Source organism: Lactobacillus fornicalis, from assembly GCF_055362665.1.
Window position 1 is genome coordinate 109,123 of record NZ_JBLTIM010000008.1, and the last position, 14,917, is coordinate 124,039.

Genomic DNA, 14,917 nt, shown 5'->3' on the forward strand with positions numbered 1-14,917 from the left:
AATGACGGATGACAATAAACAAAAATTAAGTAAGAAATCTAAAACTAGCAAGAAAACAATTTTATTAAGAGTTTTAGCAGTTATTTTATTCATTGTTGGTATTATTTTGGTCTTTAATGGTCCAATTCAAGAGTATTTTGTTAAACAAAACCAAACTTCAACCTTGCAAGGACTAACGAAAAAAACAGTAGCAGCTAATCAAAAGAAAAAAGGAATGTTTGATTATAGCAAGGTACAGGATATTGATATTGCCAAGGTTACGCGTTCACGTGTAAAAAATACCGCTAATGCTATAGGTGCAATTGCGATTCCAAAAGTTAATCTATATTTGCCAATTTTGCTAGGATTAAGTGATGATTCATTGTCTACTGGTGCTGGTACAATGAGAGAAGATCAAGTGATGGGAAAAGGAAATTATCCATTAGCTGGTCACTATATGACTGCCAAAGGTGTTTTATTTTCACCAATTGAAGATACCAAAATTGGTCAAAAGGTATATTTAACTGACTTAAAGAAAGTTTATGTTTATAGAATTTACATGAAGCGAGTTGTAGATCCAACCGCTGTTTGGTTAGTCAATAATACCAAAAGTAATATCGTAACATTAATCACATGTGCTGACGGTGGTATAAATCGTTGGGCCGTTCGTGGTAAATTAATCCAGACCAAAAAAGCAACAACTAAGAACTTGAGTGTATTTAAATTAAAATAATGACTTGGAAAAAAAGAGAAGCAACAGAATTATCGAGTGAATTAATAGAAAAATATCAACTTAGCCCACTTACGGCTAAGTTATTTTCTTTGCGTGAAATTAACACAGATGAGAAATTAAATTATTGGCTTAATAGTACAGAGGAAGATTTTGCAGATCCATATTTAATGCATGGGATGCAAGAAACCGTTGATCGCATTAATCAAGCAATTGATAATTTTGAAAAAATTACAATTTATGGTGATTATGATGCAGATGGTATTACTGCTACAACAATTATGTATGAAACCCTAGCAATTTTAGGAGCAGATGTCCATTACTTTATTCCTGATCGTTTTAAAGATGGATATGGACCAAGTATGAAACGTTATCAACAAATCGTTGCAGATGGGACTAAATTAATTATTACCGTTGATAATGGTGTAACAGGGATTGAAGAAGTGAGGTATGCTCAAGATAATGGGTGTGATGTTATCGTGACAGACCATCATAGTTTTCAAGAGCAAATGCCTGAGGCAAAAGCAATAGTTCACTGTAATTATCCAAATCAAAAATATCCATTTGATGATTATTGTGGTGCTGGGGTTGCTTACACAATATGCCGCGCCTTAATGGAAGATACTATGCCTGAACTAATAGAATTAGCGATGATTGGGACAATAGGTGATATGGTGAAAGTATCTGGAGAAGGCCATATTATTGTTAAGCGTGGTTTAGAATTGCTAAATCATACGCAACGACCAGGATTACGCGCTTTAATTAAAGAAGCAGGGCTTGAGTTAGGGAATATTGATGAAACAGATACTGGCTTTCAAATTGCTCCAAGGTTAAATGCAACAGGTAGATTAGCAAGTGCAAGATTAGCTGTTGATTTACTTTTATCAGACGACTTAGAGGAAGCCCAAAAATTAGCCAAAAAAGTTGAAGAATTAAATAATGAACGTAAAGAATTGACCCAAAAAGTATATGAGTCTGCTTTAAATCAAATAAAGAAATTTGGATACAATAGCCAAAATACTTTAGTTTTATATGATTCTAGCTGGCACGAAGGGGTTTTGGGTTTAGTAGCGAATAAAATAGTAGAAAAAGTTCATAAACCAACAATTTTACTCACTAAAAATGAAGATGGCTTAGTCAAAGGATCTGGAAGAAGTAATGCAGGTTTTAATTTATTTGAGGCCTTATTTAAATTAAAAGATTCTTTATTTGAAAATTTTGGTGGACATGATTTTGCTTGTGGTCTGTCACTAAAAGAAGATAAGATTAATTCTTTGCGGAAAGCATTTGAAAATAGTTATCAAGCTAGTTCGAATAATGCTATTGATTATTATGATTTGGATTTAGATACCAATAGTGTTGATTTATCAATTTTAGATGATATGAAAAAAGTTGGACCTTTTGGAACAGATAATCCAGAGCCGGTATATTGCGTTAAGGAACCAGAAATTTCTTCTTTATTTGTAATTGGAAAAGATAAAAACCACTTAAAATTTAATGTTGGCAACTTGAAAATAATAGGTTTTAATATGGCCTATTTGACTCAGAACTTGTTACCATATGTTACAGCAATTTATTTGAACATTAGTAAAAATATGTGGCAAAAGAAGCTTTCTCTGCAGGGGCAACTGAAATCAATAGATTTTGGTGTACCAAGTTTTTCTTTAGGCAAGAATAAGGCAATAGATTTTCGAAGACAAAGGCATATTTTAGGTTTTGCGGATCGGTTTGTTTTGTTTGATGAACATAATTTAAATAAGGCAGTTGGTCAGTTGGGAATTGACCAAGATAAAATTATTTTGGCAAAAGATTATGAAGGAAGCGGAGAGATTGTTACTTTGCTTGATGCGCCACATAATCGTCAGGAATTGGATCAAGTTCTAAAAAACGAATATCAGCAATTATATTTACGATTTATGATAGATCAATTACCAATTTCGATGATGCCTAGTCGAACAGAGTTTGCTAAAACATTAAAATATGTTTATTCACACCCCAATCTTAAACCAGAAGATTATCGGCTTGTAGCACCATATCTTGGTCTTGATGGAGATAGTATTTACTTTATTTTGAGGGTGTTTTTAGAGCTAGAGTTTGTTAAAATGGATAAGGCAGAACTTGTTCCAAATAAGGTGGCTAATCATAAAAAATTAACTGATTCGCGCTATTTCTTAGGGACGCAGTCACAGCTGAATTTTGTAACAAGTTTGAGAACCATGCCGTCTAGTCAATTGCTAGCGTATGTTAACCAGCATTTAAAATAACGGAGGTCGTTATCAACATGACAGTTGATTTTAAGAAGTATATTGCAAGCGTGCAGGATTTTCCTAATAAGGGAATTGTTTTTCGGGATATCACTCCTATCTTGTCTGATGGTGAAATCTTTAGAGCTGCAACTCATGAATTAGCAGAATATGCCAAAAAACGTGGTGCAGACGTAATTGTTGGACCAGAAGCACGTGGTTTTATTGTGGGATGTCCAGTTGCTACTGAATTAGGAGTAGGATTTGTTCCTGCAAGAAAGCCTCACAAATTACCTCGTGAAGTTGAAAGAGCATCATATGATTTAGAATATGGTTCAAATAGTTTAGAAATGCATAAAGATGCTATTAAACCAGGTCAAAAAGTTGTTATTTGTGATGACTTGATGGCAACAGCTGGAACTTTACATGCTGCTATTGAATTGATTGAACGGCTTGGTGGAGAAGTAGTTGGTGCAGCTTTTTATGTTGAATTACCTGATTTAAAGGGTAGAGAAAAGTTGCCAAATATTGATATCTTTTCACTTGTTCAATACCATGGTGCTTAATTATATTGAATAAGAAAAAGCTCACTTCATTTGAAGTGAGCTTTTTGCATATCAGAATTATCTATTTTTCATAATAGGCTGATAAATTAAGTCAATTATTATTGCGCTTATTAGAGAAACGATAATAACTAAGCCAAGATTAATTATCGAAATCTGTGTCATTGCAATTCCAAGTAACGCTAATGCAAAGGTTAAGGCTACATCAATAATTTGAACTGTACCTACTAAACGGGATGGATGTGATTGCCAGAAGTAAGTTTTGGTTCTAGTTATTAATACGATTAACATCGCACTTAACACGCAGTATACGTAAACCATTGTTCCAACTTGACCTTGCGTGAAACCTAGTTTATTGTTCATAAACCAAACAAATAAACAACCAATTAATGTCCAACCAGAAGCCAGTGACATTGAAACTTTTGCCATTCGGTCTATGTTCCAATTTTCAGGTTTATAAGTAATATGGGTATTGTCTGTTCCAATCATCATAGTAACCATATTATTCATAATAGTGTAAATAACCATCGCATTTAAGGCCATTGGTAGATATCCAAATAAAAGATATCCAAAGGTTAAAATCATTGTTAACTCAGCAGTTCTTGATAACTTAGTTAATGACCAAGTCGTCATCCTTTGGTAAACTCTGTGACCAGCATCTAAGATTTTAACAATTGGCATTAAACCATCATCAAGTAATACCATCTTACCGCTTCGCTTAGCAACATCGGCAGCGTTAGCTACAGCAATACCAACTTCTGCTTGTTTTAAAGCAGGAGCGTCGTTGACACCATCACCAGTCATTCCAACGATAAAGCCTTTTTCTTGGAAGAATTTGACCATTTTAAGCTTGTCTTCTGGTAAAACATCAGCAATTCCTGCAAGAGAATCTAAGTCTGTTTGTTCATTAAAGTCATGAATAGAAATTACATTTCCAGTTAATGAAACTTGTTTTGCTACAGCTGCGGCAGTTCGTTGATTATCACCAGTTAACATTATTGGTCGAATACCACGCTTTTTGAGTTCTGCCAAAGCAGCTTTAGAATCACTTCTTACTTTATCTTGCAATATAAAGACCGCAGCTAACTTATTGTCAATTAGCAATGCAACAGAACGGCCAGCTGTAAAATCGATGTCTTTAATTTTTTCATTGGCATTAGTATCAATTAAAGATAATTGTTTAAATGAGCCAAGTTTTAAATTTTGACCATTTACAACTGCTTCAGAATATCCAGTATCAGAAGTAAATGGGACAAATTTTTCTGGAGTTAGAGAAGTAAGGCCTTTTTGTTCTGAATATTCAATAATTGCAGCATCAATTATTGAGGTGTTACGTTTATCAGTGGCAGCTTCAGCAAATTGTAAAACTTCAGAATCTGATAATGAACTCAAGTTAGTCAAACTAGACACAGCTGTTTTATTTTCAGTAATTGTGCCAGTTTTATCTAATAAAATTAAATTTAGGTTGGCAGCATCTTGAATTCCTGTTAAATCAGAAGTTAAGACGCCTTCTTTACTTAAACGCTTGGCTTCAAATGAATTAGAAATTGCAAACGTTGATGGCATAGCAACTGGAATTGAAGCAATGAACATCATAGCAAGGAAAGGTAGCATTTGGATTACTCCGTGAATACCTTCTCCGCGCATAAAAGCAGCAATAATGATAATAATTGTCAGAGTCAAACTAAGCATACAAAGGTAAAAAATAATCTTAGTTAACAATTGTTGTAAGTGTCCTGGAGCAGCTGATTGATTAATCAGATTAATAGTTTTACCTGAACGGGAATTAGCACCAGTTGCTGTGACAATTGCTAAACCAGAACCATCTACAACAGTTGTTCCAGCATAAGCAGTATCATTTAATTGCTTATTAACTGGTGCGGATTCACCAGTTATAGAGCTTTCATCGCAAGTGATTTTACCATCTTTTAAACTAACATCGGCAGCTAAAACATCTCCGCGCTTTAAATTTATTAAATCTCCAACAACTAATTGTTTGGAATTTAATTTAATCCACTTACCATCACGTTCTACAGCTACAGTAGGGGTTAGCTCATGAGAAATATCATTTAAAACTCTGCGAGACTTTTTCTTTTGAGTAGCTCCATTGTATGCTGCAAATAACAGCATTAATAAGACGAATCCAGCTTGAATACCTTTTCCTAAAACTAATTCAAGTAGTAAAGCAGCCTCTAAAATCCAAGCAGATAGATTCCATAACTTAGATAAGAAAGCTTTCCAAAAATTAAATTCAGGTTCTGGTACTTCATTTGGACCATCCTTTTTCAGCCGTTTTTCTGCTTCAGCAGAAGTAAGGCCATGTAATTGTGTTTCCATACATTTCCCCCATGTCTACAATAGTTTCTTTAAAATAGTTTATCAAAAAAATAATCTAATTAACTATTTCGTTACTGAAAAATAAGAATTTAAATAAATTTCATGAACTGCCGCTAAAATTATGTTGCGCAAAATTTCTTTTTCTGTAGTTTGAGTTTTTCCAATATTATCAAGTTGAGTTTTTAACTGATAAACGTATTCTAAACAGTTAATACTTTCTTCTCTTAAATATTGATAAGCGACATCAATATTATAGCTGTTATCTTGCATTTTTATGGCAACCTTTAAATTATCAAGTGAAAGGACTGGCTTAGCAAATGCAATAAAAATTAGACGCGCAATTTGCTGTCGACTATAACGTTTCTTGATTGGTTTTTCAATGATTCCCTTTTTTACGTAGTTGCTAATCATAGAATTAGTTAAATATAGTTCAGAAAAGGGTGCTAAGCTTTGATTGATAAATTGGCAGGTTTGCTCAAGATATAGTCCGATATCGGGAATTTCACTAAAAGCGGGGAGTGAAAATTTTGCAACGTCAGATTGAATCTGGTTTAAGATTGATGAATTTTCCATAAATAACTCCTTTGACTTGACTTTTATATTTAATAAACATTATCATAGCACTATCGGTTATTAAAAAACTGATAAAGAGATTTTTATTAACGAAAGTAAACAAAAAAGAGAGAACTATGGAAGAAATTAAATTAATAGTTGATTCAAGTAGTAACTTGAAGTCAGATTCAAAAAGCAATTTAACGGTTGTACCATTAACAATTAATTTAGGTAATCAAACTTTTTTAGATAATGATCAAATGGATTATTCAGCTTTTTTAGATAAAATTTATGAAAATAAAGAAAAGTCAGGTACTTCATGTCCTAATTTGCAAGAATGGCTTGATGCTTTGGCTGGCAGTAAGAAGGCGATTATTTTAACAGTTACTAGTGGTTTAAGTGGTACATATTCATCCGCAAAACAGGCTGTAGAAATCTATCAAGAAGAAAATCCAGATAGTGAGGTTCTAGTACTTGATTCTAAATCAGCTGGACCAGAACTTAAATTATTGGTAGATAAATTAATAGAATTGGTTCAAAATACTAGTTTTAATTCTATTGGTGAAAGTATTAAAACTTATCAAGCTAGTACACACTTATTATTTAGTTTGGAATCACTTCATAATTTAGCAGTAAATGGCAGAATTAGTTCAGCAGCTGCTAGAATTGCTGGTATGTTACATATTCGGATGATTGGTGAGGCAAGTGCTGAGGGAACTCTTGAGCCTTTGGGTAAAGCGCGAGGGAGTAAGAAAACAGTTTTAGAGCTTTTTAAAAATATGGAAAAGCAAAATTATTCAGGTGGCAAAGTCTATATTGATCATGTTGATAATTTGAAGGATGCCGAAAGTTTAAAAGAAAAAATTAGTGAGAAGTATCCTGAAGCGCAAATAGAAATTGGCATTTGTCATGGTCTTTGTAGTTTTTATGCCGAAAAGGGTGGATTAATGGTTGGCTTTGAAAATTAAGCCGCCTTTTTTATTAATTAATAAAATAACTAAATAAATAACACTTGATAGTAAAACTATATCTATCATTGAAAAGAATAGCAAAATTCTATCAATATTTTACTTGTTTAAAATAAGAAAACTTGTTAAACTATACTATAGTTTCAAGAAAAACAGGCTTTTTAGCTTGAAAAATGAAACAATTTATTCTAGTTAGTTAAATAACAGTTTTTAAACGATGAGGTAAAAACTGGATTAATAGTCAAAATATTCATCATTAATCTTATTCATTGATGGAAAGAACTCCCACAACTCCAATTAGAAGCAATTATTCTACCCACACTAGCTCCCCCCCTAATATGCTAGTATTTATTCGAAACATTTCTAATTTGTAGTTAGGCTTTTCTCCCACTAATTTAGTTTAACTACATTCTTTCCTAAAAGATTATTTTTACTATGAGGTACAGACTGCTAGATAAAAACCTAAAGAAAAAGCTCCGTTATTTAACGGAGCTTTTTTATTTAATATTTAAGCAATAAACGGCATTGTTAGCAGAAAACAAAAGATAGAAAGAGCAGTTGCGCCGACAATATCAGAAGGATAATGTGCTTTCAAAATAATTCTTGAAAAAACAACTAAACACCAAAGTGAAAATAAGACAAAGAATAAACTAACTCCGAGAATCCCGCCATAAATCTGCCAAATAATTAAGCTTAAACTAGTAATACTTAAAACATGACCACTAGGAAAAGAATATGATTGACGAGTGTTTTCACTAGGCCTTTTTCTTTTAATCGTATGCTTTAACAAAATACCTATAATATCTGTAATAGCCAAAGTAACTAAAACCCATATTGCTTTCTTTATTTCACCATTGAATAGTAAAACTGCTGCAAGCAAGGTGTCCCAAAAAGCTATTAGCTTTGGCTCATTTAAAAATTCAATTATTGACCAAAAACTACCTTGAACTGGGTGGATTAACCGTTGGTGCCAACTACTGTCGAGATGGCGAAACTTTTTTGAATTTTCAAGTTTATAAATCAAAATAAACAAAATCGTTGCACTCAATATAAGGGCAATTAACCAAGATAAATTCACGATAACTACCTCGCATTCATTTAGTTATTTTAACAGATATTAGAAAAAGAGGTATATTTTTTGTAAAAGTTTTAGACTTAAAAGTTATTTTTCGCTATAATGGAGTCTAGTCATGGAGTGTTGGCAGAGTGGTAATGCACCGGACTCGAAATCCGGCGAACCGATTTTTTCGGCGCGCAGGTTCAAATCCTGTACACTCCTTATATGGGACTAAGAATGTTGGTATATCAATGTTTTTAAGCTAAAAAGTGCTTTTTGAAAGAAAAAAACAAAAATAAAAGAAGCAATTAACTGCTAAATGTTCAATGTGTTTAGTACGTTAGCTGCTTCTTTTTATTTTTTAATATGAAAATTCAGTCTTAGTGTTGAAATATTTGTCAAAAGCTGTTCTTGAAACACTACTTTTACTTAATTTGTTAGCAGAACTAGTTGTTACTTTTTTACTATAGCTTCCATTTACAGTAATTTTATATTTACTGGTTCCTTTAACTAAGGTTTTACCAGCTGAATTGACAATAGTAACAGTTTTACCTGAATTATCAACAATTTTTGCACCTGCTTCAACATTTAAATTACTTACAGTTGAATTGCCAGTTACTACCCATTTGGAGCCTTTAGTAAGATTGATTGTAATTGGAGCAGAAGTTTTGCTAGAACTTGTTGCCTTGGAATTGGTTGTGATTGAAGTTTTACCAGTATAAGTTGAATTCTTTAACAAATAAAGCTTAAGACTAGAAATATTATCAACTGAGATGTTACCGTTCAATTTTTGCTTAATGCCAGTGAAAGTTACTTTACCACCATTTGAACCAGCACTGCCCCAAAAGTTTGAGTTATTACCTTCAATGGTTAATAAGTTCACTTTATTTGAATTGAAATTTAACTTAGTATTTTTGAGTACTACATTGGCGCTAGTGTTAGTAACATAAAACATTGCGCCAGAATCAATTGAAGTTGACAAGCTAGAATTTACAGCTTGAAATTTTGCGGATTCACTAGTTGAAGTATCAGCGTCACCTGACATTGACTGGTAGAGAATTACACCATTTTTAATTGGATCAGAGCCCGTTTTTTTGTTGTTAGTAGATGATAACTTAGAATTAGAAATATAAATGTTGTTGTAACCTTCCATACCAGCAATTTGAGAGCCAGTAGCGGTCCCAGTTACGTTATTTACTTCAATATTTCCAGTTGAATAAATTAATGGAGAGCCACTACCAGCGGTTTTTAGTTTAGAGTTAGTGACACTTACGTTTCCGCCTCCACGGTCAGTTGCTAAGGCTGCAGAATGATCTCCCTTAGTAGAAATGCTTAATTTATTGGCAATAATTGTACCACCATAAGTTGCATCTAAACCACGTGAATTGGCCGAACCAGTTGTTGTGATAGAGGTGTTATTTGCATAAATAGTTGCTTTATTTGAAGCAAAAATTCCATTAGCGCCAGTTGCATTACTTTTGATTTTTGAATTCTTAATATATGCAGTAGACTTTTTTCCAGTTGCTAGTAAGACAGAATTGGTTCCATAAAAGTTGTTATTATCATCATTAGATGAAGAACCTGTTTTGTTTAAGGTAACGCGATTTAAAGTTAATGTGCCGGCATTTTCTATTAACGCAACGTTTTTATCTTTGCTTGAACTAGATAAGGTTTTATTGAGTAATTTGCGACTAGTTGAATTTGCTAAGACTGAAGCGGATAAACTACCAGTATAATCATAACTTTGGGTATTAGCACCACCTTTTTTTGAACCAGAAGGCATTGAGGGTGGGGTAGTATTAGCAGCACTCACATTTTGATTAGTGATAATTGCTGTTTCACCAGCAATTGTTAATGCTATTAAAGGAATGCTAATGAGCTTTAATTTCTTTCTTTTCATAAGTGTAGAACTCCTTTCATTCACTGGCTATAATTTAACTGACAAATATGACTTTTCTTTGATGAAAAAAATAAGTTAGTGTTACCAATTTTAGAAAAAGTAAATGTTTTGATTGGAAAAATGAAATCATTTTATATAAAATGATAAAGATAAAAAATAAGTTAAATTGATTTGTGGGACGTGAAATTTTGATTGGTATTTTAATTAACGGATTGGCTGTAGTGATTGGAACAGCAATCGGATGTCTGTTTAAGCAGCATTTAAAAGAGAAATATATTGATGCTCTCTGGCTTGCTCTGGGCTTGGCCGCATTGGGAGTTGGAGTTAATACTGTGGTTAACTACATGAATAAGTCAAATTTCCCCCTCTTATTTGTTGTGAGCTTAACTTTAGGGGCTTTAATAGGTAAATTCTTTGAAGTTGACCAACATGTTGAAAGTTTACTTGAAACCAAGTTTACCAGTGAATTGGCAAAAGGTGTCGCAACCGCTACTTTTTTAGATTGTATTGGGGCACTTAGTTTATTGGGGCCAATAAATGCAGCTAAGACTGGTGATTTAACTTTTTTATTGACTAATGCATCTTTAACTTTTGTATGTGCTATTATTTTTGGTGCTAGTTTTGGTTGGGGGATGCTTTTGGAAACACCTATTTTATTAGGCTGGTTTTTCTTGATCTTTTGTCTTGTTAAAGTAGGCTTTGCAAATTTCTTTAGTATGGAATTAGTTAATGAGCTTTGTCTTGTTGGTGGCTTTCTGATTACAGCAAGTGGAATTAGCTTGTTAAAAATTCGTGAAATTAAAAGTTTGGATTTATTGCCAAGTTTATTGGTGCCTATTTTCTATTTTTTAGGTAAAATGATTTTTCATTATTAATAAACCTGAATTTGCTATAGACAAATAGATAACTTACAATAAGAAAAGAAATTTGCTGAATAAGTTACTAAGCTAACTTGTTCAGAGTGAGAGGATTTTTATGGATAAAAAAACTAGTTCTGCTCCGCAGTTAAAGCGTTCGATGTCTGCTGGGCATATGGAAATGATTTCCCTTGGTGGTGCAATTGGTGTTGGACTTTTTATGGGATCAACTTCAACTATCAAGTGGACAGGACCATCCGTTTTATTAGCATATATGTTTGTTGGATTAATTTTATACATTGTTATGCGAGCATTAGGTGAAATGCTCTATGTTAATCCAGGAACTGGTTCTTTTGCAGATTATGCAACTGAATATGTTCACCCAATGGCAGGGTATATGGCTGAATGGGCTAATGTTTTTGAATACATCGTTGTTGGAATGAGTGAGGTTGTTGCAGCAACTGAATATTTGAAATTTTGGTGGCCACAAGTAAATGTTTTTTGGTCTGGGGTAATTATCATTGCTTTCCTATTACTTGCAAATTTAGCAAGTGCGAAAGCTTATGCAAACTTAGAGTTTTGGTTTGCAATGATTAAAGTCGTTACTATTATTTTGATGATTATTTTAGGCTTTTTAGTAATTTTCTTTGGATTCGGTAATGGTGGACACCCAACTGGTTTTAGTAATTTGTGGAGTCATGGTGGCTTCTTTACTGGTGGTGTACAAGGCTTCTTTTTTTCAATGTCAATTATTGTTGGCTCTTATGAAGGAATTGAGTTACTTGGAATTAGTGCAGGTGAAGTTGAAAATCCACAAGAAGCTGTTGTTAAGAGTGTCAAGTCTGTTTTATTTAGAATTTTAATTTTCTATGTAGGGGCAATTTTTGTAATTGTAACAATTTATCCATGGAATCAGTTATCTAGTCTTGGTTCTCCATTTGTAACTACTTTTGCTAAGGTGGGAATTACTGCAGCTGCTTCAATTATTAACTTTGTTGTTTTAACAGCAGCTTTATCTGGTGCAAATAGTGGAATTTATTCTTCAAGTAGAATGTTATTCAAGTTAGCTCATGAAGGCGATGCACCTAAGGTGTTTGGCTATTTGTCAAAACATGTAGTTCCAAGTAGAGCAATTATGGGAATTTCTTCTGGTATTTTCTTAGGCTTTGTTTTGAATGTTTTTGCATCTCAATTTAGCAAATCAACTGAGGACTTATTTGTAATTGTATTTAGTTCATCAGTTCTTCCAGGTATGATACCTTGGTTTGTAATTTTGCTTGCAGAATTAAGATTCAGAAAAAATAATCCAGAACTATTGAAAGATCACCCATTTAAGTTGCCATTATATCCATATTCTAATTACTTTGCTTTTGCAATGTTACTTGTTATTGTTGGATTTATGTTTATTAATAGTGAAACGAGAGTTTCAGTTATAGCAGGATTGTTAGTTTTAATAGTGGCTGCTGTTGTATATGTTTTAAGACATGGATTAAAAGTGGGAGGAGATAGTCATGGCTGAAAATAAGGCTCCAAAGTTAAAGAGATCAATGACTGCCGGCCAAATGGAAATGATTTCCCTTGGTGGTGCAATTGGTGTTGGACTTTTTATGGGATCAACCTCAACCATTAAATGGACAGGACCTTCTGTGCTTTTGGCATATATTTTTGTTGGACTTATTCTTTATATTGTTATGAGAGCGTTAGGTGAAATGCTCTATGTTAACCCTGGAACAGGGTCATTTGCTGATTATGCAACTGAATATGTTCACCCATTAGCCGGAAATATGGCTGAATGGGCTGCGGTTTTTCAATATATCGTGGTTGGAATTAGTGAAGTTGTAGCGGCAACTGAATATTTGAAGTTTTGGTGGCCAAAAACTCCAGCTCTTTTAGTAGGGATAATTATTATAGGGTTCTTACTATTGGCGAATTTAGCAAGTGCCAAAGCTTATGCTAGTCTTGAATTTTGGTTTTCAATGATTAAAGTTGTAACGATTGTTTTGATGATTATCATTGGACTTTTAGTAATTTTGCTTGGGTTTGGTAATAATTGGAAACCTGTCGGCTTTAGCAACTTATGGAGTCACGGCGGCTTCTTTACTGGTGGTTTAAAGGGCTTCATTTTTTCAATGTCAATTATTGTTGGTTCATATCAAGGAATTGAATTAATTGGAATTAGTGCTGGTGAAGTTGCTAATCCTAAGCAAGCCGTTGTTAAAAGTGTTAAGTCCGTTCTATGGAGAATTCTGATTTTCTACGTTGGTGCGATTTTTGTTATTGTTTCAATCTATCCTTGGAATCAACTTTCAGCAATTGGCTCACCATTTGTGGAAACTTTTACTAAAGTAGGGATTACTGGTGCTGCTTCAATTATTAACTTTGTTGTTTTAACTGCTGCTTTATCAGGTGCCAATAGTGGGATATATTCTTCAAGTAGAATGCTCTTTAAATTAGCGAATGAGGGCGATGCTCCAAAGATTTTTGGACAGATTTCTAAGAAAATTGTTCCAAGTAAGGCTATTGTTGGGATTACTTCCGGAATTTTAATTGGATTTGTATTGAACTTTATTCTTTCAACTGTTAACAAAACAATGGATGAAATATTTGTTATTGTCTATAGTTCGTCAGTTTTACCAGGAATGGTGGCTTGGTTTGTAATTTTAATGGCTGAATATAAGTTTAGAAAAAATAATCCGGAAATTATGAAAGACCATCCATTCAAATTACCCTTATATCCGTACTCTAACTTTTTTGCTTTTGCTGTTTTAGTGTTAATTGTAATTTTTATGTTTTTAAATGATGAAACAAGAATTTCAGTTACAGTTGGTGCATTAGTATTATTAGCAAGTGCAACGGAATACTATTTCAGAAGAATGCATAAAAAGAATAAGTAAATAAAAGCCATCTCAATTAGAGATGGCTTTTTTATGCATTTTAGTTGTAGCTAACTAATCTTAATCTTGCTTTTTCCAAATTTCTTTAACAGCAGGGATGTTACCTAATTGCGTTAAGTTATCCTTATCCATCACAATTAAGTTATTTTCACCATTAGCTAAATCCTTGAAAGCAGCAATACTTTGATTCTTAAAGTAGTCTTCAGGGGCATTTGCTAAAGCAGCTTTCAGTTGTTCAATCCGGTATTTTTCTGCATCAGCTTGGGTTTTAATCGCTTCGGCTTGAGCTTTTGCCGTAGCAACTAAGGCATCATTTTTTGCCTTGGTGGTCAATTCGATATTTCGTGCTTCCCCTTCAGCTTTAGCAATTGTAGCAGTTTTTTCACGATCAGCTGTCAATTGCTTATCCATTGCACGTTGGATTTCTTTACTTGGAAGTAATTCATCAACGTTTACCCGAATTACTCGAATACCATAAACATTGGTCAAATCACCAATTGCTTCAGCAAGCTGGGCGTTAATTTGGCTAGTTGAACCTAAAGCATCATTTAAATCCATTCGACCAATGATATCACGCAAGTGTCCCCGAACTAGTTGCACCATTGACTCAACTGAATCGGTATTGTTGTAGAAATACTTGAATGAATCAGTTACTTGGTAATTCAAGGTTAAACTAGTTGAAACTTCAGCATTATCTTTGGTAATAATTGAATACTTACTAATTTCGAGTGGTTGAAGGGCTAATGACACTTTACGAATTCTCTGAACAAATGGAATAATAAAAATTAGTCCGGCTCTTTCAGTTTTAGAATATTTTCCCTCATCTCCACTTATATG

12 protein-coding genes and 1 tRNA gene are annotated in these 14,917 nt (G+C 33.4%); 8 read left to right on the plus strand and 5 right to left on the minus strand.

What is annotated here, in order from left to right:
- Position 1 precedes the first annotated feature (1 nt).
- From ACNDLV_RS02765 to ACNDLV_RS02775, 3 genes are read left to right on the plus strand one after another with little or no spacing between them, the layout of a single operon-like run.
- Complete coding sequence (locus tag ACNDLV_RS02765) at positions 2–712, plus strand: class A sortase (RefSeq protein ID WP_006587349.1); 711 nt, start codon at positions 2–4, stop codon at positions 710–712.
- Positions 712–2,973 (plus strand): single-stranded-DNA-specific exonuclease RecJ, encoded by a 2,262-nt coding sequence (recJ, locus tag ACNDLV_RS02770; RefSeq protein ID WP_006586850.1) that lies wholly within the window; start codon positions 712–714, stop codon positions 2,971–2,973. The genes ACNDLV_RS02765 and recJ overlap by 1 nt, the downstream gene beginning before the upstream one ends.
- Before the next feature lie 17 nt (positions 2,974–2,990).
- The gene (locus tag ACNDLV_RS02775; protein WP_006586849.1) at positions 2,991–3,518 is read left to right on the plus strand and encodes an adenine phosphoribosyltransferase; all 528 of its coding nucleotides are present in this window, start codon (positions 2,991–2,993) and stop codon (positions 3,516–3,518) included.
- A gap of 57 nt (positions 3,519–3,575) precedes the next feature.
- On the opposite strand, the gene ACNDLV_RS02780 is transcribed toward ACNDLV_RS02775, so the two are convergent.
- On the minus strand, positions 3,576–5,852 hold the full coding sequence (locus ACNDLV_RS02780) for an HAD-IC family P-type ATPase (protein ID WP_006586848.1): 2,277 nt from the start codon (positions 5,850–5,852) through the stop codon (positions 3,576–3,578).
- Between the two features lie 63 nt (positions 5,853–5,915).
- A complete protein-coding gene (locus ACNDLV_RS02785; RefSeq protein WP_006586847.1) occupies positions 5,916–6,425 on the minus strand; it encodes a DUF1836 domain-containing protein in 510 nt (169 codons plus the stop codon).
- Between the two features lie 116 nt (positions 6,426–6,541).
- On the opposite strand from ACNDLV_RS02785, the gene ACNDLV_RS02790 reads away from it, so the two are divergent.
- A complete protein-coding gene (locus tag ACNDLV_RS02790; RefSeq protein ID WP_006587347.1) occupies positions 6,542–7,372 on the plus strand; it encodes a DegV family protein in 831 nt (276 codons plus the stop codon).
- A gap of 508 nt (positions 7,373–7,880) precedes the next feature.
- Here the strand turns inward: ACNDLV_RS02790 and ACNDLV_RS02795 are convergent.
- The gene (locus ACNDLV_RS02795; protein ID WP_006586845.1) at positions 7,881–8,450 is read right to left on the minus strand and encodes a phosphatase PAP2 family protein; all 570 of its coding nucleotides are present in this window, start codon (positions 8,448–8,450) and stop codon (positions 7,881–7,883) included.
- 114 nt (positions 8,451–8,564) lie between these two features.
- On the opposite strand from ACNDLV_RS02795, the gene ACNDLV_RS02800 reads away from it, so the two are divergent.
- Positions 8,565–8,651, plus strand: a tRNA-Ser gene (locus ACNDLV_RS02800).
- Positions 8,652–8,790: 139 nt separating this feature from the next.
- Here the strand turns inward: ACNDLV_RS02800 and ACNDLV_RS02805 are convergent.
- Positions 8,791–10,329, minus strand: a complete 1,539-nt coding sequence (locus ACNDLV_RS02805; protein WP_006586844.1) for an autotransporter outer membrane beta-barrel domain-containing protein — start codon at positions 10,327–10,329, stop codon at positions 8,791–8,793.
- A gap of 188 nt (positions 10,330–10,517) precedes the next feature.
- Here ACNDLV_RS02805 and ACNDLV_RS02810 point away from each other — a divergent pair, with 188 nt between their 5' ends.
- The 3 genes from ACNDLV_RS02810 to ACNDLV_RS02820 all read left to right on the plus strand — a co-directional run bounded on the left by ACNDLV_RS02810 (position 10,518) and on the right by ACNDLV_RS02820 (position 14,080).
- A complete protein-coding gene (locus ACNDLV_RS02810) occupies positions 10,518–11,204 on the plus strand; it encodes a DUF554 family protein (protein WP_022091179.1) in 687 nt (228 codons plus the stop codon).
- 100 nt (positions 11,205–11,304) lie between these two features.
- Positions 11,305–12,705, plus strand: a complete 1,401-nt coding sequence (locus ACNDLV_RS02815; protein ID WP_006586842.1) for an amino acid permease — start codon at positions 11,305–11,307, stop codon at positions 12,703–12,705.
- Entirely contained in the window at positions 12,698–14,080 is a 1,383-nt protein-coding gene (locus ACNDLV_RS02820) for an amino acid permease (RefSeq protein ID WP_006586841.1), read from the plus strand. The genes ACNDLV_RS02815 and ACNDLV_RS02820 overlap by 8 nt, the downstream gene beginning before the upstream one ends.
- Before the next feature lie 60 nt (positions 14,081–14,140).
- On the opposite strand, the gene ACNDLV_RS02825 is transcribed toward ACNDLV_RS02820, so the two are convergent.
- Positions 14,141–14,917, minus strand: a 777-nt coding sequence (locus ACNDLV_RS02825) for an SPFH domain-containing protein (RefSeq protein WP_498882923.1), incomplete at its 5' end; no start/stop codon positions are given.